We start from the raw sequence: 22300 nt of genomic DNA on the forward strand, positions 1-22300 counted from the left end.
TCACTTCATGCCGGTCAGGGTGATGCCGTCGATGAAGCGTCGTTGGGCCACCAGAAAGGCCGCCACCAGCGGGGTGACGATGACCAGCGCCGTGGCCATCATCGGACCATAGAAGGTGCCGTCGAGATCACCCTTGAACTCGCGCAGGCCGAGCGGCGGTGTGAAGAGGCTGCGCTCGCCGGTGATGACGATGCGCGGCCAGAAGTAATCGTTCCAATGCGCCACCACCGAGAAGATGGCGAAGGCCAGCAGCGCGGGAATGGCCGTGGGCAGCATGACGCGCCAGATGATCGCGAATTCGCCCATGCCGTCCATGCGGGCGGCGTCGATCAGGTCATCGGGCACGGTCAGGAAGAACTGCCGCATCAGGAAGATGCCGAAGGCCGAGACGATCCAGGGCAGGATCAGCGCGGCGTAGCTGTTCGTCAGCCCGAGATGCGCCAGCATCAGATAGAGCGGCAGCGCGATGGCGTGGACCGGGATCAGCAGGCAGAACATCACCAGCGCGAAGGCGGCGTCGCGGCCCCAGAACCTCAGCTTGGCCAGCGCATAGGCCGCCGGCACCGCGATCAGCGTTTGCAGCAGGAAAATCGCGGCGGTCACGATCACCCCGTTCAGCAGGTAGCGCCAGAGCGGCGCCTTGGTGAAGGCCTGCCGGAAATTGTCGATCGCGGGCCGGGTCATGCAATCGGCCTCGCTGCCGCCCTGCATCAGACATGCCTCGCTCGGCATGGGTGCCTGTGCACCAAAGAGCCCGCCGGTGCCGGAGGCGATCTCGACCGGGGATTTCAATGCGGTGGCGACCATGACGTAGAACGGCAGCAGCACCACAATGGCGCCGAGGATCAGCACGGCGTGGATCAGCGTCTGACGGGTGGAAAAGCGGTGGATCATGCGTAATGCACCTTCCGTTCGACAAAGCGGCGCTGCGCGACCGAGATCAGCATCACGAAGCCGAGGAACAGCACGGTGATGGCCGCCCCCATGCCGACGAGGTTCTGGGCGATGCCCTTTTCGTAGATCGCGTAGATCATCACATAGGTGGATTTGGCCGGGCCGCCGTGGGTCAGCGCCTCGACCGTGTCGAAGACCTGAAACGAGCGGATGGTTGAGATTGTGATTACGAAGACCGTCGTCGGCCCCAGCATCGGCCAGGTGATCAGGCGAAAGCGCTCCCAACCGCTGCGCACCCCGTCCATTTCGGCGGCGGCGTACAGATCGCGCGGCACCGAGGTCAGGCCCGCGAGGTAAAGCACCATGTTGAAGCCGAAGCTCTGCCAGATGCCGATGAAGGCCAGTGTCCAGAGCGCATAATCACGGTCCGACAGCCACATGGGAAACCCGTACGAGCAGCCCCCTGCGAACCACGGCCAGCCCTCCAGCCATGTGCCACAGCCTTGTGCGAGCGTGCGGTTCACCAGCCCCAGAGAGGGGTGCAGCGCGAACTCCCACACGATGGCCATGGCCAGCAGCGAGGCCATCACGGGCAGGAAATAGACCGTGCGGTAAAAGCCGGCCCCGGCGCCGACCGAGCGGATCAGCAGCGCCGCGCCCAGCCCGAGCGCGACCGACAGCGGCACGGTCACCGCGACATAGAGCACCGTTGCGGTGATCATCTTGCGATAGCTCGACCTGGCGAAAATGTCGGCATAGTTCTCGATCCCCACCCAGCCGATGCCACTCCGGCCCAGCGTGTAATCGCTGAAGGACAGGACGGCGGCGACGACGACCGGCAGGATGAGGATCAGCAACAGCAGCAGGACCGCCGGCGCGATCAGCGCGCGACCGGCGCGGGCCTGGCGGTGTTCCGGGCGGTTGAGGCGCGGGATGTCAGGCATCGGCGAAAACCTCCGCCCGGAGCGGCACGGCGAGGCCCATGCTGTCGAAACCGCGCACCCGGCCCTGACGCGTCCGCAGATGCATCAGGCCGCCGACGGCGATCTTGCCGCGAGCGTCGGAGGGCAGCCGCACCGTAACCGGCTCTGGCATCTCCGGCACGTCGAGCTGGACGAACAGATCGGAGCCGAGATTCTCGACCAGCCGCGCGCGGCCCGACAGCAGCGGATCGCGGTCGCAGGGCTCCAGCGCCTCGGGCCGGATGCCCAGATAGGCGACCGGCACCGGCCCGGCGCGCAGCGCGGTCTCGCGCCCGGTCAGGCGGATGCGCCCGGCGCCGTCCGTCTCGACCGGCAGCAGGTTGATCGCGGGCGAGCCGATGAACCGGGCGACGCGGATATCGGCGGGCGCGTCGTACAGCACATCCGGCGTTCCAACTTGCAGCAGCTCTCCATCCATCATGACGGCGATGCGGTCCGACATGGTCATCGCCTCCGCCTGATCGTGGGTGACATAGACAAAGGTCGCGCCGAGACGGCGGTTCAGCTGCGCGATCTCGGCCCGCATATGCACACGCATCTTGGCATCGAGATTCGAAAGCGGCTCGTCGAGCAGAAAGGCAGCGGGATCGCGCACCAGAGCGCGCCCAAGGGCGACCCGCTGGCGTTGCCCGCCCGAGAGCTGCCCCGGCTTGCGGTCGAGCAGGTCGGCGATCTCGAGCGTCTCCGCGGCCTCGCGCACCGTTTCCACGATCCCTGCCCTGCGGGTGCGTGCCCCCGGCATGAGCCGGCCGCAAAGCGGCAGCCGGTCGGTACGGCGCAGCCGCCGCATGGTCAGCGGCACCGCGATGTTCTGCGCCACCGTCAGGTGCGGATAGAGCGCATAGCTCTGAAAGACCATCGCAAGGTCGCGATCCGCCGCGCGCACCCCGTCGACCGCCGCCTCTCCGATCCGCACGGAGCCCGCGCTCTGGCTCTCCAGACCCGCGAGGATGCGCAGCAGCGTGGACTTGCCGCAGCCCGAGGGGCCCACCAGCGACAGAAACTCGCCGTCCGCGATATCCAGCGACACACCCCGCAGGATGTCGGTGTTGCCGAAGGATTTCCGGATGTCTTTCAGCTCAACTGTCGCCATGGGGCCCCTCGTGTTTTTCGAGGCCGTCATAGGGAGTCTCTACGACAGTCATGTTACGGTTACAGGCAATGCCTATGCCGTCCGCATGAAAAGCTTGCCCCCCAAGGATCCGGTCACCGCGCTGACCTTTTCGCGCCTCAGGGCGCTGAACGCGGTGACGGAAACCGGCAGCTTCTCGGCCGCGGCCCGACGCCTGGGCGTGTCGCAGGCCACCGTCAGCCAGCAGGTGCGCGATCTCGAACGCGCGCTTGGTGTCGAGTTTTTTCGGCGCAGTGCCAATGACATGCTGCCGACATCCCTGTGTCAGCAGCTCTACGAGACCGCCCGCCAGATCGAGGACGGCACCGGCAGGATCGCGGAGATCCTGCGCCAGCACCGCACGATGAAGCATGGCGAACTGCGCGTGGGCCTCGGCCAGCCGCTCCCGGGCATGGCCCTGATACGTGCGTTTCGCGCAAAGTTTCCGGGTGTCGACGTCAAAATCGAGATGGGCAGCTGGGGACGAATCGTCGATGCCGTGGGCGAAGGCCGCGTCGATGTCGGCGTGCTGCCCGAGCCGCCCGATCAGGATCGCTTCCGGCGCCGCCAGATCCAGAGCCAGTCGGTCGTCGCCATCGTTCACCCCGGCCACCCGCTGGCTGGACGGACGGCGATTGGCTGCGCCGATCTCATGTCTGAGCGGCTGATTTTCCGCACTGCGGGAAGCTCCACCCAAAAGGTGGTGGATGAAGGGTTTCGCCGCGCCGGCCTCGCGCCGCGCCCGTCCATCGTGATGGACACCCGTGACGGCGTGCTGGACGCGGTCAGCCACGATCTCGGTGTTGGCTTCATGTGGAGCAAGGGCGCGAGCCGTCAGGCTGAACTGGCACAGGTGCCCTGTCGCGAGATGAGCCGCGAGCGGGCTGACCATGTCTTTGCCCTGCGAACGACCTCGAACCCGCTCGGCAATGCCTTCTTTGCGCTGGAACCGGAGCGGGAGGAGAGCTCTTACAAAGGTGGCTCAAGCGTATGAAAGAAAAAGATTAATACTTGAGGCCAATGCGCCGGCGGCGCAACGCCGCCGCGGTGAGGCGTCTGCGCGTCCGCCCCCGACAACCCGATGCGCGCCCGCCATGGGAAAACGAGATAACCTTGCATTTCCAGCAGCTTACCGGGCGACACTCACGCGATCATGCCCAAGCCCGAAGGTCCGGCCCCAGCGCGGTTCATGCCGCCGCCGCATACTCCCGGATCCGCTCCACCATCGCCCGCAGCCCGTTCGAGCGCTGTGCAGAGAGATGATCGTTCAGCCCGAGCCGGCCCAGCTCTGCGCGGGCGTCGAGCTTGCCGACCTCGCCCACCGGCAGCCCGTCATAAAGCCGGTGAAGCACCGCGATCAGACCGCGCACGATCATCGCGTCGCTGTCGCCCTGAAAATGGAACCGCCCGTCCTCGACCGCCGGGTGCAGCCAGACCTGGCTGGCGCAGCCCTCGACCTTGGTGGCGGGCACCTTGAGCGCGTCGGGCAAGGGCTCCATCGACTTGCCCATCTCGATCACCATGCGGTAGCGGTCTTCCCAATCCTCGAGAAACTCGAAATCCTCGACCACCTCTTCGAATGCCGCCTGTGCCATATTCGTCTCCTGCTGTCGCCTCTAGAGGTAGGCAGGCGCGGCGGAAAGGTCCAGCCCCCCGCACGGGATGCTTTTCAAGCCTGACACAATGCGATAACCCTCACGGGCAGGCAGGCAAGGGGCAGTGACGCCATGAAGAAATCTCTCTCGGTCCTGATCGTCGCCGGGGTTGTGCTGACCGGCTGCGGCACTGTGCGCGAGTCGCGGATGAACCCGTTCAACTGGTTCGGAGGCAGCGAGCCGGTGACCGTGAACACCGCCGCCACCGGCGCCGATAACCCGCTGATCCCGGCGCGCCGCGCTTCGATCTTCCGCCCCGGGGAGGAAGACTATGCCGGCTGGCCAGTCGAGACCATTGAGGAACTGCTGATCGAACGCCGCCCCGGCGGCGCAATCATCCGCGTCACCGGCATCGCTGACCGCGCCGGCCCGTTCGATGTGCGCATCGTCGAGGACGAAGCTGCCAGCGACGCCGACACGTTGGTCTATGAATTGCAGGCGCTGCAATCGGCCGGACCGCGCAATGTCGGGCCGCGCGCCCGCATGGTCACCGCCGCGATCTGGCTCACCGAGCAGGAACTGGCGGGCATCCGCGAGATCCGCGTGCAGGGCGCCAGCAATGCCCGTGTGTCACGCCGGTAACGGATAGTCGCCGTTGGCGGTGGGTCAAAGACCTGCCCCTAAGGTCGCCTGAACGGTGGGGTTTCAGCCCACCACCGCCCGGAACGACACTCTCAGATCTCGATCACTTCGACTTCGCGGCCCTTGACCGCGAGGCCGATCTGCCCCTCGCAGAGCCGCAGCGCGTCCTCTCCGAACACTTCGCGGCGCCAGCCGGTCAGCGCCTTGACGTCGCGCATGCCCGCCGCCATGGCGTCGAGATCCGCCGCCGGTGCGATCAGCCGCGCCGCCACGCCCGAGGCCTCGGTGCGCGCCTTCAGCAGCACCCGCAGCAGATCCGCCAGCGCCGGGTTCACCTGCAACTGGTCGCGGGAAGTGTCGGGCTTCGGCAGCTCGTCCTTGGGGCAGTCGAGCCCGGCCTGGATCGCCGCCAGGATGCCCTCGGCGATGGCGCCCTTGCGCGCCTCGCGCAGCAGCAGCCGCGAGCGGCCCAGATCCTCCATCGTCACCGGCTTGGTTGAGGCCAGCTCGGTCAGCGCGTCGTCCTTGAAGACCCGGTTGCGCGGGATGTTCTTGGACTGCGCGTAATCCTCGCGGAAGGCCGCCAGCTCGCGCACCAGCGCCAGAAAGCGCGGGCTCGACGAGCGCGTCTTGACCCGCTGCCAGGCCTCTTCGGGCCGGGTGATATAGGTTTCCGGATCGGTCAGAACCGCCAGCTCCTCGGCCACCCAGCGGGCACGGCCGGTGCGCTCCAGCTCCTTTGCCAGATGCTCGTAGATCACCCGCAGATGGGTGACATCGGCCAGCGCGTATTTCTTCTGCGCATCGGTCAGCGGGCGGCGCGACCAGTCGGTGAAGCGCGAGCTCTTGTCGAGCGACTGCCGCGCGATACGCTTGACCAGCGTCTCGTAGCCCACCTGCTCGCCAAAGCCGCAGACCATCGCCGCGACCTGGGTGTCGAAGAGCGGATCGGGGATCACCCCGTGGTCGATGAAGAAGATCTCCAGATCCTGCCGCGCGGCATGGAAGACCTTGACCACCGACGTGTTGCGGAAGAGATCGAGCAGCGGATCGAGCGACAGCCCGTCGGCCAGCGGATCGACCAGAACCGCGTTCTCGTCACCCTTGCCCGGCGCCGCGAGCTGCACGAGACAGAGTTTGGAATAATAGGTCCGTTCCCTGAGGAATTCGGTATCGACCGTGACATAAGGGGCCTCTGCCGCAGCCTCGCAGAACGCGGCAAGCTCTTGCGTCGTGGTGATGGTCTTCATTAGGGCTCCGGCGGCTCTTGCTTATCGTTTGATTATCGCTGGGTTGCCCTCCTACACCCGCGCGGGCGGCAGAGCAAAGACATCGCGACGAAAACCCAACTCTGAGGCGCTTAGTGACGGGTTTTGACCACGGATTCATTCCAACCCGTGATGCCCAAGAAAATAAACATTCATTTTAAGAATACCTGACGCCTCGCTATATCGGAGCCGTCACCGCAACCCACGTCTTCCGGAGATTCCGACATGACGATTCTCGATCTTCACCCCGCCCCGTCCCGGTCGCTCGAACGCGCCGCGCGCCCCGCTCTGCTGCCCTGGCTCGCCGCCCTTGTCCTGCTTGTGATCGTCGGCGTCCCGGCGCTTCTGGCGCCGCCGGCAGAGCTGGCGCCCGATGGCTGGCACGGCAATGTCGCCGCGCATCGCGCTCAGCCCTGAGCGAGTCGCAGCCTCTCGCGATTGCCCTCGGCAAAGCGCCTGAGCACCGCCGGATAGAGGCGGTGCTCCTGCACCAGCACCCGCGCCGCCAGCGCGTCGGGCGTGTCGCCCGGCAGCACCGGCACGGTGGCCTGCCCGAGGATCGGGCCTTCGTCCAGCTCCGGCGTGACCTCGTGCACCGTACAGCCATGTTCCGCATCGCCCGCCTCGAGCGCCCGGGCATGGGTGTGCAGCCCGCGATATTTCGGCAGCAGCGAGGGGTGGATGTTCAGCATCCGCCCCTGCCAGTTTTGCACGAAGCTCGCGGTCAGCACCCGCATGAAGCCCGCAAGGCAGAGAATATCCGGCGCGGCCTTTTCCAGCTCTGCCTGAAGCGCGGCCTGAAACGCCTCGCGGTCGCCCTTGAAGGGCCGGTGATCGACCACCGCCGTGGGCACGCCCATCTCTGCGGCCTTCACCAGACCGCCGGCATCGGCATTGTTCGACAGCACCAGCACGGGGCGGGCCGGATGATCGCCGGTCATGCTCTCGACCAGCTTCACCATGTTCGAGCCGCCGCCCGAGATGAAGATGGCGACCCGTTTCAAAGGAGCGCGCCCTCATAGACCATGCCCGGCGTGCCGGTAACGGTGCCCAGCGTATGGACGGTCTCGCCTTCCGCGCGCAGCAGCGCGGTCAGCGCCTCGGCCTGTGCCGCGTCCACCGCCAGCACCATGCCGATGCCGCAGTTGAAGGTCTTGAGCATCTCCGCCTGCGCCATGCCGCCGATCTCGGCCATCCATTTGAACACCGGGGGCAGATCCCAGGCGCCAAGGTCGATCGTGGCGCCCATGCCCTCGGGCAGCACGCGCGGCAGGTTCTCGGTCAGCCCGCCGCCGGTGATATGCGCCAGCGCGTGCACGCCGCCCGCCCGCACCGCCGCCAGCGCCTGTTTCACATAAAGCCGCGTCGGGGTCAGTAGCACCTCGCCGAGGCTACCCTCGGCCCAGGGGCAATCGGCCTCCCAGCCCAGCCCCGAGACCTCGACCAGCTTGCGCACGAGGCTGTAGCCGTTGGAATGCACCCCGTCCGAGGCCAGCCCCAGCAGCACATCGCCCTCGGCCACACCGGCGGGCAGCTCGCTGCCGCGCTCCATGGCGCCGACGGCAAAGCCCGCGAGGTCGAAATCGCCCGCCGGATACATGCCCGGCATCTCGGCGGTCTCGCCGCCGATCAGCGCGCAGCCCGAGCGCACGCAACCCTCGGCGATGCCCTCGATCACCCGCGCGGCGCTCTCGGTGTCGAGCTTGCCGGTGGCGAAGTAATCCAGAAAGAACAGCGGCTCGGCGCCCTGACACACCAGATCGTTGACGCACATGGCGACAAGGTCGATGCCCACGCCGTCCACATGGCCGGTGTCGATGGCGATGCGCAGCTTGGTGCCCACCCCGTCGGTGGCCGCCACCAGCACCGGATCGCTGTAGCCCGCCGCCTTCAGATCGAAGAGCGCGCCGAACCCGCCCAGCCCGGCGACAGTGCCTGTGCGACTGGTGCGCTTTGCCGCGGGTTTGATGCGGTCGACCAGCGCGTTGCCCGCGTCGATATCCACGCCCGCATCCGCATAGGTGATGCCGTTCTTGCCGTCGCTCATGCCGCCCTCCGGGTTTCTTGCGCGCGGCTTTAGCGCATGGGCGCTCCGAAGGAAAGCGTCATGCCATGCGGAGAGGCCGCCCCAAAAGAGGCGTATTTGGAAAGAGAAGAAGATGCAGGCCGGTCGAAAGCGCCGCCCGCTGCCCTTCTTCTCTTGGCAAAATACGCCCGCCGGAGGCGTCCCGAGCGTCCCGCCCCTGCATGGTGCCGGAAATTCTGCGCAATCCGTCACGATCCCCCCTTTGATTCCGCGCCCGGCTTGCCTATATTTCCAGCGTTCCCTCGGGAACTATGGACATAAACGCGCTCGTAATAAGCGGATCGGACCCGGGGGCGGTACCCGGCGGCTCCACCATATCACCCTTCGTTGGGGGGAGCATGGGGCCGAAACAGGATCGACGAACGTCTAAAGGGGTTAGCTTTGTCCCGGTGAGCCACCACCGTTATCGGTGCAAATTGCATAATTGCCAACGACAATCATGCTCCGGTTGCAGTTGCTGCGTAAGCAGTAACAAGACCGAAATCTAAGCCCTTGCGCCTAGCCGCGTAAGGCGGGGTTCGCAGGCACCTGGCAACAGAAGCCTGCACTTCCCTCCCCCTATCAGCGCAATTGACCGGTGCCCCGCGCCCTGCCAGCATCACACCCATGCTGCGCGCGTTTTGCCTCTGCCTCGCCCTGCTCGCCGCGCCCGCGCGCGCCTGCGAGACGGCGCTGCTGCTGGCGATGGATGTGTCGAACTCGGTGGATGCCGCCGAGTACCGCCTGCAGGCGGAGGGACTGGCGAGCGCGCTGGCCGATCCCGGGATCGCGGCGATTCTGGTGCAGGACAAGGTGGCGCTGGCGGTGATGCAATGGGCCGGCGACGGGCGGCAGCAGATGAGCATCGGCTGGGTGCAGATGCGCAGCGCCGAAGACGTCACCCGCCTCGCCGCGCGGGCGCGCGCCATGGAGCGCGCCTTTGTGCTCTCGGACACCGCGCCGGCCTCGGCGCTGCACAGCGCCATCGACCGCTTCGCCGCGGCGCCCGACTGCACCCGCCGCGTCATCGACGTCTCGGGCGACGGCACACCCAATGCCGGCGGCTCGACCGGCGCCGCGCGGCAGCGGGCGCAGCGCGCCGGGATCACCGTGAACGGGCTGGCCATTGAGGCGCCGGGGCGCGGGCTCGCCATCACCAATTTCTACCGCCGCGCGCTGATCACGGGCGACGGCTTTGTGATGACCGCACGCGGCCACCGCTCCTTTGCCGAGACGCTGCGGCGCAAGATGCTGCGGGAAATCTCGCGTGTCACCGGCTGAGCGGCGCGCCCGTCATGGCGCCGTTACAGAGCCCGGTCACACCGCGCTTATGCCCGCGTTTTCCCTGCTCTTCACCACCTTCGCCCGGATCGGCCTGCTGAGCTTCGGCGGCCCCGCCGCGCAGATCGCGCTGATGCACCGGGTGCTCGTGGAAGAGCGCGGCTGGCTGAGCGAGCGGCAGTTCCTCTCGGCGCTGAGCTTTTGCATGCTGCTGCCCGGGCCCGAGGCGATGCAGCTGGCCACCTATGCCGGCTGGCGGCTGCGCGGCACTGCCGGCGGGCTGCTGGCGGGGGCGCTCTTCGTGCTGCCCGGAGCGCTGGTGATCGCGGCGCTGGCGGCGCTCTATGCCGCCTATGGCGCCCGCCCCGAGACCGAAGCGCTGATGCTCGGCGTCAAGGCGACGGTGATCGTCATCGTGCTTCAGGCGCTGGCGCGGCTGTGGAAAAAGGCGCTGACCGGGCGCGACGCCGTGGTGATCGCGGTGCTGGGTTTTGCCGCGCTCTACCTGTTCGCGGCGCCCTTCCCGCTGGTGATCGCGGCGGCGGGGCTTTATGGCGCGCTGTCGCGCAGCGCCGCCCCCGAGGCCATCGCCGCGCCGCAGCAGCGCGCGCCCACCCTGCCCCGCATCGCGCTCTGGGCGGGGCTCTGGCTGGCGCCGCTGCCGCTGCTTTACGCGCTCGGGCAGACACTACTCTTCGATCTGGGGCTGTTCTTCGCCAAGCTCGCCGTGGTCTCCTTTGGCGGCGCCTATGCGGTGCTCGCCTGGATGGCGCAGGAGGTGGTGCAGCTGCGCGGCTGGCTCAGCCCGGAACAGATGGTCGACGCGCTGGGGCTGGCCGAAACCACGCCCGGCCCGCTGATCCTGGTGACGCAATTCACCGGCCAGCTCATCGGGCATGAAGCGGGCGGCTGGCTGCTGGCGCTGGCGGCCTCGGTACTGACGCTGTGGATGACCTTCCTGCCCTGTTTCCTCTGGATCTTTGCCTTTGCGCCGCATCTGGAACGGCTGCTGGCGCGGCCCCGGCTGCAAGGCGCGTTGCGGGCGATCACCGCCGCCGTGCTCGGCGTGATCGCCAACCTGTCGCTGTGGTTCGCGCTGCATGTGCTCTTTGCCGAAACCCTCACCGCCCCGGCGCCCGTCACCGCCACGCTGCCGGTGCTCACCAGCCTGCGCCCCGAGGCGCTGGCGCTCGTCGCGCTGGCGGCGGGTTTGCTCATCGGGCTGAAACGCTCGGTGCCGCTGACACTGGCGCTCTGCGCGCTCGCCGGCTGGCTGCTGGGCTGAGCGGAGAATTTTCCGGTTGCAGAGTCTTTTACTCGCCGCCAAATCGAATATGGTGACAGAACCGACACAAGGATTTGTGCCATGTCTGGCGGCATCGACTATGGAAATCTCATGCACCGCGCCATGCGCGGCCTCATTCAGAACGTTCTAGAGGACGTTCGGGAGCGCGGCCTGCCCGGTGAGCATCATTTTTTCATAACCTTCGACACCCAGCACCCGGATGTGGAGATCGCCGACTGGCTGTCCGACCGTTATCCGGGAGAGATGACCGTGGTGCTTCAGCACCGCTTCGACAATCTCGAGGTGACCGACGACGGATTCGCGGTGACGCTCAGCTTTGGCGAGGCGCCGGAGCGGCTCTATATCCCCTATGATTCGATCAAGACCTTCGTCGATCCGTCGGTCGAGTTCGGCCTGCGCTTCGAGACGCATGAGGACGAGGACGAAGACGACCCCACCCCGCCCGAAGACGGGCCCGACGGCCCCGGCGAGGGCGAGGCGCAGCACGATGCCGAGGTCGTGCGGCTTGATGCGTTCCGCAAGCAGTAGCGCCAGACACCGGTGACAGTTCCCGAAACCAGGCCCTCCGGGGCGCCGTCCTCCCGCCTGCGCCTGCCCGAGCGATTCCGGCCCGATGCCGATTTCTCGCTGTTTCTGGGACAGGCGCTGCGCAGCCCGCAATCGGTCTCGGCGCTGGCGCCGGCCTCCGACCGGCTGGCCACCGCCATGGCGCGCTGCATCCCCGAGGGCAGCGGGCCGTTGGTCGAGCTCGGCCCCGGCACCGGCAAGATCACCCGGCGGATCCTTGCGCGGGGAATCGCCCCCGCCGATCTGCATCTCATCGAGATCAACGACGAGTTCGCCGGGCTGCTGCGCCAGCGCTTTCCCGATCTCACCGTGCATCACTGCGGCGCGCAGAGCGTCGGGTCGCTCGGCCTGCCACCGCTGCGCGCGGTGGTCTCGGGCCTGCCGCTGCTGTCCTTCCCCGCGCCGCTCCAGGCGCGCATCCTGCGCGCCGCCTTCCGGCAGCTCGCACCCGGCGCGCCGTTCATCCAGTACACCTATGGCCCCGGCGTGCCGGTGGCGTCGCGGCTGATGCGGGCGCTGCACCTGCGCGCAAGACGCTGCGCGGTGGTCTGGGGCAATCTGCCGCCGGCGCAGGTGCTGACCCTGCATCGCGACGCCGGCTGACCGCCCGAAAGGCGCATGTTAACGGTATCCCAAGGTATACAGCCTTGCCTTTCCCGTAACGTGGAGTAAGAGATTTCGCGACCGCGATCAAAGGAGGTTCCCGTGACCCAGACCCGTACCGAAACCGACAGCTTCGGCCCGCTCGAGGTTCCCGCAGACAAGTACTGGGGCGCGCAGACGCAGCGCTCGATCATGAACTTCCCGATCGGCTGGGAAAAGCAGCCGGTGCCGATCATCCGCGCGCTCGGCGTGGTGAAAAAGGCCTGCGCCATGGCCAACAAGGCCAACGGTGCGATGGAGGCAAAAATCGCCGATGCGATCATCGCCGCCGCCTCGGAAGTGATCGAGGGCAAGTTCGACGACAACTTCCCGCTGGTGGTCTGGCAGACCGGGTCGGGCACCCAGTCGAACATGAACGCCAATGAGGTGATCTCGAACCGCGCCATCGAGATGCTGGGCGGCGAGATGGGCAGCAAGAAGCCCGTCCACCCGAACGATCACTGCAATATGGGCCAGTCGTCCAACGACACCTTCCCCACCGCCATGCATGTGGGCATCGCCATGCAGGCGCGCGACGTGCTGCTGCCGGGGCTGAAAAAGCTGCTGGCCGCGCTGGAAGCCAAGTCGGACGAGTTCAAGGACATCATCAAGATCGGCCGTACCCACACCCAGGACGCCACGCCGCTGACGCTGGGTCAGGAGTTCTCGGGCTATGCGCATCAGGTGCGCAAGGGCATCCAGCGCGTCGAGGCCTGCCTGCCCGACATCTACGAGCTGGCGCAGGGCGGCACCGCCGTGGGCACCGGGCTCAACACCAAAAAAGGCTGGGGCGAGGCCGTGGCCGCGAATATGGCCGAGATCACCGGCCTGCCCTTCGTCACCGCGCCGAACAAGTTCGAGGCGCTGGCGGCGCATGACGCCATGGTGATGTTCTCGGGCGCGCTCAAGACCGTGGCGGCAAGCCTCTTCAAGATCGCCAACGACATCCGCCTGCTGGGCTCCGGCCCGCGCTCCGGTCTGGGCGAGCTGATCCTGCCGGAAAACGAGCCGGGCAGCTCGATCATGCCGGGCAAGGTGAACCCGACCCAGGCCGAAGCGCTGACCATGGTCTGCGCCCATGTCATGGGCAACGACGCCGCCGTCGGCATGGCCGGTTCGCAGGGTCATTTCGAGCTCAACGTCTATAACCCGATGATGAGCTACAACGTGCTGCAGAGCATGCAGCTTCTGGGCGACAGCGCCTCGGCCTTCACCGACAATATGGTGTCGGGCATCCAGGCCAACGAGACGCGCATCGAGAAGCTGATGAAGGAATCGCTGATGCTGGTGACGGCGCTGGCGCCGACCATCGGCTATGACAACGCCACCAAGGTCGCCAAGACCGCACACAAGAACGGCACCACGCTGCGCGAGGAAGCCATCGCGCTCGGCTTTGTCGACGAAGAGACCTTCGACCGCGTGGTGCGTCCCGAAGACATGATCGGCCCCAAGGACTGATCTTTGCGGCGCGGGGGGCCTCCCCCGCGCCCGACCCTACGCAGATGTGAACGGCCTGCGCCTGCACGCCGCCCGCGGCTGCCATATCTTTGCCGGTATGGACCGCCGTATCTTTCTCAGCACCGCCCTCGCCACGCCCTTTCTCGCGCCGCGCTTTGCCTCGGCACAGGAGATCGCGTCCGTTCTCGAGACGGAGAACCAGCTTCACTCCATCCAGGTGCTGCGCGGCGATGAGCTGCTGCTCGCCGAGGCGCCGCGCGGGCGCGGGCTGGATGCGGCGGCCAATATCAAATCCTGCTCCAAGAGCCTCGTCGCGCTGATGCTGGGCCGCGCGCTTGAGCGCGGCGATATCGCCTCGGTCGATGCCACGCTGGGCGAGGTCGCGCCGGGGCTGATCCCCTCCTCCGCCGATCCCCGGGTGCGCGATATCACCATGGAAGACCTGGTGACCTTGCGCGCCGGGCTGGAGCGCACATCGGGCGGCAATTACGGCGCCTGGGTGTCGTCGGGCAACTGGGTGGCCGATGCGCTCTCGCGCCCGTTGGTGGCCGAGCCGGGCGGGCGCATGCTCTATTCCACCGGCAGCACCCATGTGCTTGGCGCGGCGCTGGCGCGGGCAACCGGCCAGAACCTGCTGCAACAGATGCGCGAGGGCCTGGGCACGCCGCTGGGGATCGAGATCCCCGCATGGACGCGCGATCCGCAGGGCAACTATCTTGGCGGCAACGAAATGGCGCTGACGCCGCGCGCCATGCTGCGCGTCGCCCGGATGATGCGCGACGGCGGGCGCTACGATGGCGCTCAGGTCGTCGCCGAGGACTGGCTGGAGGCCTCGCTGGATCCGCGCACCACCTCGCGCTGGTCGGGCATGGGTTACGGTTATGGCTGGTTCCTCACCCGCTCGGGCTATGGGCTGGCGCGCGGCTATGGCGGGCAGGTCATCGCCTTTCACCGCGACCGCGATCTGGCCGTGGCGATCACCTCGGATCCGCTGCGCCCGGCGCGCTCGGGCGGGTATTTCGGCACGCTGACCGACCTGCTAGATGGGCCGATCCTCGCCATGGCGTGATGGCGCCGATCTCGGCGCTTCCGCCGCCGGCTCAGGCGCGATAAGCTGTTTGCATGACCACCCCGGTGAATCTCAATCGCTACCGCAAGGAGAAGGCCCGCGCCGAAAAACGCGCCAGGGCTGATTCCAACGCGGTCAAGTTCGGTCGAAGCAAGGCCGAGAAATCCAGCGAGCTCGCCCGCAAGGAGAAAGCCGCGCGCGATCTCGACGGCCACAGGCGCGACGAATGACGGGACGACCGGTCAAACACTCGCTGAGCCTGCGCGGGCACAGGACTTCGGTGTCGCTTGAGGAGGCGTTCTGGAACGAGTTCCGCGCCATCGCCCGGGCGGAGGGCAAGGCGCTCAATGCGCTCGCCGCAGAGATCGACGAAACCCGCGGGCTCGAGGCCGGGCTGGCCTCGGCGATCCGGGTCTATGTGCTGAAATACGTCAAGGCCCGCGCCGACGGCTGAGCGGGGCGCAAATTCCTTGCAAGGAATTTGGCGGCGGTGCCGTCGCGGCCTGTGCCCGGCGTGCCGAAGGCGGCCAATGCGGGCGCCTCCGGCGGGAATATTTTTGGAAAGATGAAAGACCCGGGTCCGGATCAGGCCTCGGCCAGGGTCTTTTCCCGGGCGGCGCGCAACTGGGCGAAATCGTCGCCGGCGTGATAGCTCGACCGGGTCAGCGGCGTTGCAGAGACCATCAGGAAGCCCTTGCCGTAAGCTGTCTTTTCATAGTTCGCGAATTCCTCGGGCGTGACGAAACGGTCCACCGCGTGGTGTTTCGGCGTCGGCTGGAGATATTGCCCGATGGTGAGGAAATCCACATTCGCGGCGCGCATGTCGTCCATCACCTGACGCACCGACTGGGCGTCTTCGCCGAGCCCGACCATGATGCCGGATTTGGTGAAGATCGACGGGTCGATCTCCTTCACCCGTTGCAGCAGCCGCAGCGAGTGGAAATAGCGCGCGCCGGGGCGCACCGAGGGGTAGAGCCCGGGCACGGTTTCGAGATTGTGGTTGAAGACATCGGGCTTGGCCGCCACCACGGTCTCCAGCACCTCGGGGGCGCATTTCAGGAAATCCGGTGTCAGGATCTCGATTGTGGTCTCGGGCGAGCGGTGGCGGATGGCGCGGATGGTCTGGGCAAAATGCTCCGCGCCGCCATCGGCGAGATCGTCACGGTCGACCGATGTGATCACCACATGGTTCAGCCCCAGCTTCTGCACAGCATCGGCGACGCGGCCCGGCTCGAACACGTCGAGCGCATCGGGGCGCCCGGTGGCGATATTGCAGAAGGAGCAGCCCCGCGTGCAGATATCGCCCATGATCATCATCGTGGCGTGGCCCTGGTTCCAGCATTCGCCGGCATTCGGGCAGCCCGCCTCTTCGCAGACCGTCACGAGCTTGTGCTCGCGCATGATGCGGTGGGTTTCCTGATAGCCCTTGCCGGTGGGCGCCTTGACCCGGATCCAGTCCGGTTTCCTGGGCTGCGGATTGTCCTTGCGATGCGCCTTTTCCGGATGACGCTGGGTCGGGATCTTGAGGTCTCGCACCATTTCTTCCCCGCGATATATGGGTTCCTTGACGGTAACATATAGCACTGAGGCGCGGGTTGCCAGTGGAGCCCGCACCGGCGCGGCGCGGCGCCTGATGCATACCCGCCTTGCGGGGCCCGTGGCGGTGGCCGGAAAGGCAGCGGCAGGGCGGCTGCAATTCGGGCTGGACGGGGCCTTCCGGCTTGGATAGATCCAAGCGCGCAGGGCGTCTTTATCGCCGCCCGGCAAGTGCGGGCGTGGCGGAACCGGTAGACGCGTCGGATTCAAAATCCGGTTTCCGAAAGGAAGTGTGGGTTCGAGCCCCACCGCCCGCACCATTATTATGGGCCTACCGCGCGGAGCGCTACTTGAGGCCCTATAGTGGCCTACCGCCTTCAGCTACTTGAGCTCATAGCTTTTCGAAATCGCTTTCCGAAATCAGAAGCGGGTCGGGTGAGCTGCTCCCTGCCTGACGCGCGGTTTTGCCCCTCATATGCCGAAGAGCGCAGAGGCGCTCCAGGCGCCTCCGCGAAAGCGTTATTCCGAGGTTTCGACGATCAGCAGGTCGCGCTCGGAGGCGTCACGCGCATGGCTCAGCGCCTCCTGATATTCCGGCGAGTGATAGCAGGCCTCAGCGGCTTCGACGCTGTCGAACTTCGCCACCACGTTGCGCGGCCGGTCGGTGCCTTCGAGCTGCACATAACGCCCGCCGCGCGCGATGAAACGCCCGCCATGCTTGGCGATGGCCGGGCCCGCGAGCTTGGCGTATTTGCCATAGGCCTCTTCGTCGGTGACGCTCACATGGGCGATCCAGAGTGCCGGCATGATCAGATTCCTTCTACGATGACGATATCCCGCGTGCTGGCACGCAGGGCGATGGGCAGGATCGCCTGATAGTCGGGGGAGTCGTACCAGGCCCGCGCGGTCTCGGCGTCGGGAAAGGCGATCACCACATGACGGCCCGGCCCCTCGCCCTCGACAAAGCTCTGCGGCCCGCCTTTCACCAGAAACGTCCCGCCCGCCTTTTCGGCGAGCGCGACGGTCTGCGCTGCATAGGTCGCGTAATCCTCCGGATCGGTGACCTCAATGCGGGCGATCAGATAGGCGGTCATGGGATCAGCCCGCCAGCACGGCTTCCGCCGCCGCGATCGCCGCCTCCGCCTCGGCGGCATCCTTGGCCCCGCCCTGCGCCAGATCCGGACGACCGCCGCCGCCCTTGCCGCCGAGCGCCGCAACCGCCGCCTTGACCAGATCCACCGACGAAACCTTGTCGGTCAGATCCCCGGTCACGCCGGCGGCCACGGCCACCTTGCCGCCGGTATCGGCGATCAGCAGCACCGCACCGGAGCCCAGCCGCGCCTTGTGCTCGTCGATGAGCGGCGGCAGATCCTTGCCCTGCACGCCGGTCAGCACCTGCGCCACGAAGGGCACGCCGCCCACCTCGCGCGCCTCGGCACCGCCGCCCTGCCCCGGCCCGCCGGCCATGGCCAGATCGCGGCGCAGCTGCGCCACCTCGTTGTCGAGCTTGCGGCGCTCGTCGAGCAGCGAGGCCACCCGTGACACCGCCTCGGGCCCATGCGCCTTGAGCAGCGCCTCGATCTCTCCCAGCGCCTTGTCGCGGCTGCGCAGCTCGGCCATGGCGGCCTCGCCGGTCAGGGCCTCGATGCGGCGCACGCCCGCCGCCGACGCGCTTTCCGAGGTCAGCGCAAAGGTGCCGATATCGCCGGTCTGGCGCACATGGGTGCCGCCGCAGAGCTCCAGCGAATAGGTCTGCCCGTCGGTGCCCTTGCCGGAGCCCGCCAGCGTGCCCATCGAGACCACGCGCACCTCGTCGCCGTATTTCTCGCCAAAGAGCGCCTGCGCACCGATGGCGCGGGCATCGTCCGGCGTCATGATCCGCGTCGACACCGGGCTGTTCTGCCGGATGAACTCATTCACCTCACGCTCGACCTGCGCCCGCTCCTCCGCCGTCAGCGCCTTGGCGTGGCTGAAATCGAAACGCAGCCGGTCGGGCGCGTTCAGAGAGCCGCGCTGTGCGACGTGATCGCCGAGCGCGCGGCGCAGCGCCTCGTGCAGCAGGTGGGTGGCGGAGTGGTTGGCGCGGATCGCCGTGCGGCGCTTGTGATCCACCTCCATCGCAACCGCGTCGTTCTTGGCGAAACGGCCCTGTTTCACCGTGACCTGATGCGCGGAGATCTTGCCGTCGCCCATCTTCTGGGTGTCGGTGACCTCGGCGATGTCGTCCTCATCCTCCAGCCGGCGCAGCCAGCCGGTATCGCCGACCTGACCGCCGCTCTCGCCATAGAACGGCGTCTGGTTCAGCACGATCCAGCCGCTCTCGCCGGCCTCCAGCGCGTCGACCTCCTTGCCGTCCTTGACCAGCGCCAGCATCTGGCCCTCGGCGCTCTCGGTGTCGTAGCCGAGGAAATCGGTGGCGCCATGGGTTTCGGCGATGTCGAACCAGAGCGCCAGATCGCCGGCCTCGCCCGTGCCCGACCAGGCGGCGCGCGCCTTGGCCTTCTGCTCGGCCATGGAGGCATCGAACCCGTCGGTATCGACCTCGCGGCCGCGCTCGCGCAGCGCATCCTGGGTGAGATCGAGCGGGAAACCATAGGTGTCGTAAAGCTTGAACGCCGACGCGCCGGGCAGTTTCGTGCCTTCGGGAAGACCCGAAAGCTCGTCATCCAGCAGCTTCAGCCCGCGGTCGAGCGTCTGCTTGAAGCGGGTTTCCTCCAGCTTCAGCGTCTCTTCGATCAGCGGCTGCGCGCGATGAAGCTCCGGATAGGCGGCGCCCATCTGGCGCACCAGCGACGGCACCAGCCGGTGCATGACCGGATCTTTCGAACCCAGCATATGCGCATGCCGCATCGCCCGGCGCATGATCCGCCGCAGCACATAGCCGCGCCCATCGTTCGACGGCATCACCCCGTCGGCGATCAGGAAGGAGCTCGACCGCAGGTGGTCGGCGATCACCCGGTGATGGGTCTTGCCCGGCCCATCCGGATCGGTACTGGTGGCATCGGCGCTGGCCTCGATCAGCGCGCGGATGAGGTCGGTGGCGTAGTTGTCATTGGTGCCCTGAAGCAGCGCCGCCACCCGCTCGATCCCCATGCCGGTGTCGATCGACTGCATGTCGAGCGCCCGCATCGAGCCGTCCTCGAACTGCTCGTTCTGCATGAAGACGAGGTTCCAGATCTCGACGAAGCGGTCGCCATCCTCTTCCGGCGATCCCGGAGGGCCCCCCCAGTATTTCTCGCCGTGATCGAAGAAGATCTCGGTGCAGGGGCCGCAGGGGCCGGTGGGGCCCATCATCCAGAAATTGTCGCTGGTGGCGATGCGGATGATCCGGTCCTCGGGCACGCCGACGCTCTTCCAGATCTCGGCGGCCTCGTCATCGGTGTGATAGACCGTCACCAGCAGGCGCTTGGCGTCGATGCCCAGCTCTTTCGTCACCAGCTCCCAGGCGAAGGGGATGGCATCCGATTTGAAATAGTCGCCGAAGGAGAAATTCCCCAGCATTTCGAAGAAGGTATGATGCCGCGCCGTATAGCCGACATTGTCGAGATCGTTGTGCTTGCCGCCGGCGCGCACGCATTTCTGCGCGGTGGTGGCGCGCTTGTAATCGCGGTGCTCGACCCCGGTGAACAGGTTCTTGAACTGCACCATGCCGGAATTCGCGAACATGAGCGTGGGGTCGTTGCGCGGCACGAGCGGGCTCGAAGGCACCACCTGGTGGCCCTGTTTCTCGAAATAGCCCAGAAAGGTTGAGCGGATGTCGTTCAGGCTCTGCATGATCGTCCTTGAAAAGCTGGCGTCTCAGCGGTCCGCGCAGGTGTATCGCCCCGCCCCGCCCCTGTCCATAAGCCGCAACAGAAAAGCCAAGGGGCCGCCCCTGTCTTCTTCTCTATGAAAAATACGCACCGGCACGACATCCGGGCCCGCGCCGCCGTCGGAGGGTCCGCGGACCTCGCTCGCCCCGAAACGCAAACGGGGCGCCCCACCCGGAGCGCCCCGTCTGAAATCCTATGGCAGAGCCTCAGCTCTCCATCACGTCGCCATCGTCGTCGCGGCCCTCGCGGTCGTCCTCGGACATGTGGAAGTCGAGCCCGTGTGCGGCACGGATCTTGTCCTCGATCTCCAGCGCGACGCGGGTGTTTTCCTTGAGGAAGGTCTTGGCGTTCTCGCGGCCCTGGCCGATGCGCTCGTCGCCATAGGAATACCAGGCGCCGGATTTGTCGACCACGCCGGCCTTCACCCCAAGGTCCAGCAGCTCGCCGGTCTTGGAGATGCCCTCGCCATACATGATGTCGAATTCCACCTGCTTGAAGGGCGGGGCCACCTTGTTCTTGACCACCTTCACGCGGGTCGAGTTGCCCACCACCTCGTCGCGGTCCTTGATCGCGCCGATGCGGCGGATGTCGAGACGCACGGAGCTGTAGAACTTCAGCGCGTTGCCGCCGGTGGTGGTTTCGGGCGAGCCGAACATGACGCCGATCTTCATGCGGATCTGGTTGATGAAGATCACCATGCAGTTCGATCTGCTGATCGAGCCCGTCAGCTTGCGCATCGCCTGGCTCATCAGGCGGGCATGCACGCCGACGCTCGAATCGCCCATGTCGCCCTCGAGCTCGGATTTCGGCGTCAGCGCCGCCACCGAGTCGACCACGACCATGCTCACCGCGCCGGAGCGCACCAGCGTATCGGTGATTTCCAGCGCCTGCTCGCCGGTGTCGGGCTGCGAGATCAGCAGCTCGTCAAGATCGACGCCCAGCTTCTTGGCATATTGCGGGTCAAGCGCGTGCTCGGCGTCGACAAAGGCGCAGACGCCGCCCTTTTTCTGTTCCTCGGCCACCGCGTGCAGCGTCAGCGTCGTCTTGCCCGAGCTTTCCGGGCCATAGATCTCGATGATCCGGCCTTTGGGCAGGCCGCCGATCCCCAGCGCGATGTCGAGCCCCAGAGAGCCGGTCGAGGTGGCCTCGATATCCTTCATGGCGTTGTCGCCGCCAAGCTTCATGATCGAGCCCTTGCCGAATTGCCGTTCGATCTGGGCCAGCGCCGAATCGAGCGCCTTTTGCCGGTCTGCGTTTTTCTTGCTGTCCATTGTCAGAAGATCTGCCGTTGCCATGCGTTTCGATCCTTATTTCACACCCCGTAAGGGGCAGCAATCGCTGCTTTCGTTCGCCTCTTGTTCTCATCCTGTATGAGATCAAAAAGAGAACATTTCAAGGTTAATTTTCATGGACCACTCTTCCGGCTCAGGGTTAAAGAGTGGTTTACGACTGTGGAAAATATGAGGTGCGGGCGGATGCTGGTATTCTGGAAAGCGCGGCTGGTGCTGCTGGCGGTGCCCAAGACGGGCAGCTCGGCCTATGAGCGGGCGCTGGCGCCGCATGCGGCGATGACGGTGCTCGACCCGCCGGAGCTGAAACATGCACCGGTCTATCGCTATAACCGCTTCTTCCGCCCGATGTTCGAGAAGATGGGCGTGGAACATATGGAGCTTATGGCGGTGATCCGCGAGCCGATTTCCTGGCTCGGCTCCTGGTACAGATACCGCCAGCGCGGCTTTCTCGAAGGCCGTCCGACCTCGACCCGGGGCATCAGTTTCGACGCATTTGTCGATGCCTATGCGCGCGGCGAGCGCCCGCCCTACGCCAATGTCGGCAGCCAGGCGAAATTCGTCGAGCCGCGCCCCAACGGCACCAATGTCTCGCAGCTCTTCCGGTACGAGAACCAGGCGGGAATCATCGGCTTTCTCGAAGAGCGGCTGGGCGTGACGCTGGATCTGCCGCGCGAGAATGTCTCGCCGCGCGCCGATCTGGCGCTATCGCCGGCGACCGAGGCCAAGCTGCGGCGCAAATGCGCCGCCGATTTCGAAATCTGGGAGCGCGCGCAATAGCG

At 66.5% G+C, this 22300-nt stretch carries 24 protein-coding genes, 1 tRNA gene and 1 other RNA gene; 14 read left to right on the forward strand and 12 right to left on the reverse strand.

Features of this window, described 5'->3' with window-relative positions; translation table 11 throughout:
- From Ga0080574_RS22515 to Ga0080574_RS22525, 3 genes are read right to left on the reverse strand one after another with little or no spacing between them, the layout of a single operon-like run.
- Positions 1-894: a carbohydrate ABC transporter permease gene (locus tag Ga0080574_RS22515; protein WP_076704928.1), complete on the reverse strand. Its 894-nt coding sequence runs from the start codon at positions 892-894 to the stop codon at positions 1-3.
- Positions 891-1838 (reverse strand): carbohydrate ABC transporter permease, encoded by a 948-nt coding sequence (locus Ga0080574_RS22520; RefSeq protein WP_076704931.1) that lies wholly within the window; start codon positions 1836-1838, stop codon positions 891-893. The genes Ga0080574_RS22515 and Ga0080574_RS22520 overlap by 4 nt, the downstream gene beginning before the upstream one ends.
- Positions 1831-2970: an ABC transporter ATP-binding protein gene (locus Ga0080574_RS22525; RefSeq protein ID WP_076704933.1), complete on the reverse strand. Its 1140-nt coding sequence runs from the start codon at positions 2968-2970 to the stop codon at positions 1831-1833. Before Ga0080574_RS22525 ends, Ga0080574_RS22520 begins: the two co-directional genes overlap by 8 nt.
- Between Ga0080574_RS22525 and Ga0080574_RS22530 the strand changes: the two genes are divergently transcribed.
- Complete coding sequence (locus Ga0080574_RS22530) at positions 2945-3982, forward strand: LysR family transcriptional regulator (RefSeq protein WP_198039759.1); 1038 nt, start codon at positions 2945-2947, stop codon at positions 3980-3982. The two genes, Ga0080574_RS22525 and Ga0080574_RS22530, sit on opposite strands and share 26 nt — an antisense overlap.
- A gap of 193 nt (positions 3983-4175) precedes the next feature.
- Here the strand turns inward: Ga0080574_RS22530 and Ga0080574_RS22535 are convergent, their stop codons facing one another.
- Positions 4176-4583 (reverse strand): SufE family protein, encoded by a 408-nt coding sequence (locus tag Ga0080574_RS22535; protein WP_076704935.1) that lies wholly within the window; start codon positions 4581-4583, stop codon positions 4176-4178.
- 132 nt (positions 4584-4715) lie between these two features.
- On the opposite strand from Ga0080574_RS22535, the gene Ga0080574_RS22540 reads away from it, so the two are divergent.
- On the forward strand, positions 4716-5225 hold the full coding sequence (locus tag Ga0080574_RS22540; RefSeq protein WP_076704937.1) for a hypothetical protein: 510 nt from the start codon (positions 4716-4718) through the stop codon (positions 5223-5225).
- Positions 5226-5317: 92 nt separating this feature from the next.
- Here Ga0080574_RS22540 and rnd read toward each other — a convergent pair whose 3' ends face one another.
- On the reverse strand, positions 5318-6475 hold the full coding sequence (rnd, locus tag Ga0080574_RS22545; protein WP_076704939.1) for a ribonuclease D: 1158 nt from the start codon (positions 6473-6475) through the stop codon (positions 5318-5320).
- Positions 6476-6718: 243 nt separating this feature from the next.
- Here rnd and Ga0080574_RS22550 point away from each other — a divergent pair, with 243 nt between their 5' ends.
- Positions 6719-6910: a hypothetical protein gene (locus Ga0080574_RS22550; protein WP_076704942.1), complete on the forward strand. Its 192-nt coding sequence runs from the start codon at positions 6719-6721 to the stop codon at positions 6908-6910.
- On the opposite strand, the gene purN is transcribed toward Ga0080574_RS22550, so the two are convergent.
- Positions 6901-7497 carry a phosphoribosylglycinamide formyltransferase gene (purN, locus tag Ga0080574_RS22555; protein WP_076704944.1) on the reverse strand — a complete coding sequence of 199 codons (597 nt, stop codon included), beginning with the start codon at positions 7495-7497 and terminating at the stop codon, positions 6901-6903. The genes Ga0080574_RS22550 and purN overlap by 10 nt on opposite strands.
- Positions 7494-8540, reverse strand: a complete 1047-nt coding sequence (gene purM, locus Ga0080574_RS22560) for a phosphoribosylformylglycinamidine cyclo-ligase (RefSeq protein WP_076704946.1) — start codon at positions 8538-8540, stop codon at positions 7494-7496. Before purM ends, purN begins: the two co-directional genes overlap by 4 nt.
- A gap of 236 nt (positions 8541-8776) precedes the next feature.
- Here purM and ssrA point away from each other — a divergent pair.
- The 9 genes from ssrA (at position 8777) to Ga0080574_RS22605 (ending at position 15335) form a co-directional block, all read left to right on the forward strand.
- Positions 8777-9128: a transfer-messenger RNA gene (ssrA, locus tag Ga0080574_RS22565) on the forward strand.
- A gap of 57 nt (positions 9129-9185) precedes the next feature.
- Positions 9186-9839: a DUF1194 domain-containing protein gene (locus tag Ga0080574_RS22570; protein WP_076704948.1), complete on the forward strand. Its 654-nt coding sequence runs from the start codon at positions 9186-9188 to the stop codon at positions 9837-9839.
- A gap of 49 nt (positions 9840-9888) precedes the next feature.
- Positions 9889-11124: a chromate efflux transporter gene (chrA, locus tag Ga0080574_RS22575; RefSeq protein ID WP_076704950.1), complete on the forward strand. Its 1236-nt coding sequence runs from the start codon at positions 9889-9891 to the stop codon at positions 11122-11124.
- Between the two features lie 81 nt (positions 11125-11205).
- Positions 11206-11673, forward strand: coding sequence for an SspB family protein (locus Ga0080574_RS22580; protein ID WP_076704952.1), 468 nt, complete (start codon positions 11206-11208; stop codon positions 11671-11673).
- Positions 11674-11685: 12 nt separating this feature from the next.
- Positions 11686-12315, forward strand: a complete 630-nt coding sequence (locus tag Ga0080574_RS22585; RefSeq protein ID WP_083716927.1) for a class I SAM-dependent methyltransferase — start codon at positions 11686-11688, stop codon at positions 12313-12315.
- A 102-nt stretch (positions 12316-12417) separates the two neighbouring features.
- Positions 12418-13812 carry a class II fumarate hydratase gene (fumC, locus tag Ga0080574_RS22590; RefSeq protein WP_076704954.1) on the forward strand — a complete coding sequence of 465 codons (1395 nt, stop codon included), beginning with the start codon at positions 12418-12420 and terminating at the stop codon, positions 13810-13812.
- Positions 13813-13909: 97 nt separating this feature from the next.
- Positions 13910-14881, forward strand: coding sequence for a serine hydrolase domain-containing protein (locus Ga0080574_RS22595; protein ID WP_076706106.1), 972 nt, complete (start codon positions 13910-13912; stop codon positions 14879-14881).
- 53 nt (positions 14882-14934) lie between these two features.
- Positions 14935-15111: a DUF4169 family protein gene (locus tag Ga0080574_RS22600; protein WP_076704956.1), complete on the forward strand. Its 177-nt coding sequence runs from the start codon at positions 14935-14937 to the stop codon at positions 15109-15111.
- Positions 15108-15335, forward strand: coding sequence for a ribbon-helix-helix domain-containing protein (locus Ga0080574_RS22605; RefSeq protein WP_076704958.1), 228 nt, complete (start codon positions 15108-15110; stop codon positions 15333-15335). Before Ga0080574_RS22600 ends, Ga0080574_RS22605 begins: the two co-directional genes overlap by 4 nt.
- 131 nt (positions 15336-15466) lie before the next feature.
- On the opposite strand, the gene lipA is transcribed toward Ga0080574_RS22605, so the two are convergent.
- Positions 15467-16417, reverse strand: a complete 951-nt coding sequence (gene lipA, locus Ga0080574_RS22610; RefSeq protein ID WP_076706107.1) for a lipoyl synthase — start codon at positions 16415-16417, stop codon at positions 15467-15469.
- Positions 16418-16650: 233 nt separating this feature from the next.
- Between lipA and Ga0080574_RS22615 the strand changes: the two genes are divergently transcribed.
- Positions 16651-16737: transfer RNA gene (locus tag Ga0080574_RS22615), tRNA-Leu, on the forward strand.
- Positions 16738-16936: 199 nt separating this feature from the next.
- Here the strand turns inward: Ga0080574_RS22615 and Ga0080574_RS22620 are convergent.
- The 4 genes from Ga0080574_RS22620 to recA all read right to left on the reverse strand — a co-directional run bounded on the left by Ga0080574_RS22620 (position 16937) and on the right by recA (position 21524).
- Positions 16937-17224 (reverse strand): DUF1330 domain-containing protein, encoded by a 288-nt coding sequence (locus Ga0080574_RS22620; protein ID WP_076704966.1) that lies wholly within the window; start codon positions 17222-17224, stop codon positions 16937-16939.
- 2 nt (positions 17225-17226) lie between these two features.
- Positions 17227-17511: a DUF1330 domain-containing protein gene (locus tag Ga0080574_RS22625; protein WP_076704968.1), complete on the reverse strand. Its 285-nt coding sequence runs from the start codon at positions 17509-17511 to the stop codon at positions 17227-17229.
- 4 nt (positions 17512-17515) lie between these two features.
- Entirely contained in the window at positions 17516-20191 is a 2676-nt protein-coding gene (alaS, locus tag Ga0080574_RS22630; RefSeq protein WP_076704976.1) for an alanine--tRNA ligase, read from the reverse strand.
- Between the two features lie 244 nt (positions 20192-20435).
- Entirely contained in the window at positions 20436-21524 is a 1089-nt protein-coding gene (gene recA / locus Ga0080574_RS22635) for a recombinase RecA (protein WP_076704978.1), read from the reverse strand.
- A 180-nt stretch (positions 21525-21704) separates the two neighbouring features.
- Here recA and Ga0080574_RS22640 point away from each other — a divergent pair, with 180 nt between their 5' ends.
- Complete coding sequence (locus tag Ga0080574_RS22640) at positions 21705-22298, forward strand: gamma-glutamyl kinase (protein ID WP_076704980.1); 594 nt, start codon at positions 21705-21707, stop codon at positions 22296-22298.
- Positions 22299-22300: the final 2 nt, after the last annotated feature.

This window comes from Salipiger abyssi (assembly GCF_001975705.1).
Lineage (GTDB): Bacteria > Pseudomonadota > Alphaproteobacteria > Rhodobacterales > Rhodobacteraceae > Salipiger > Salipiger abyssi.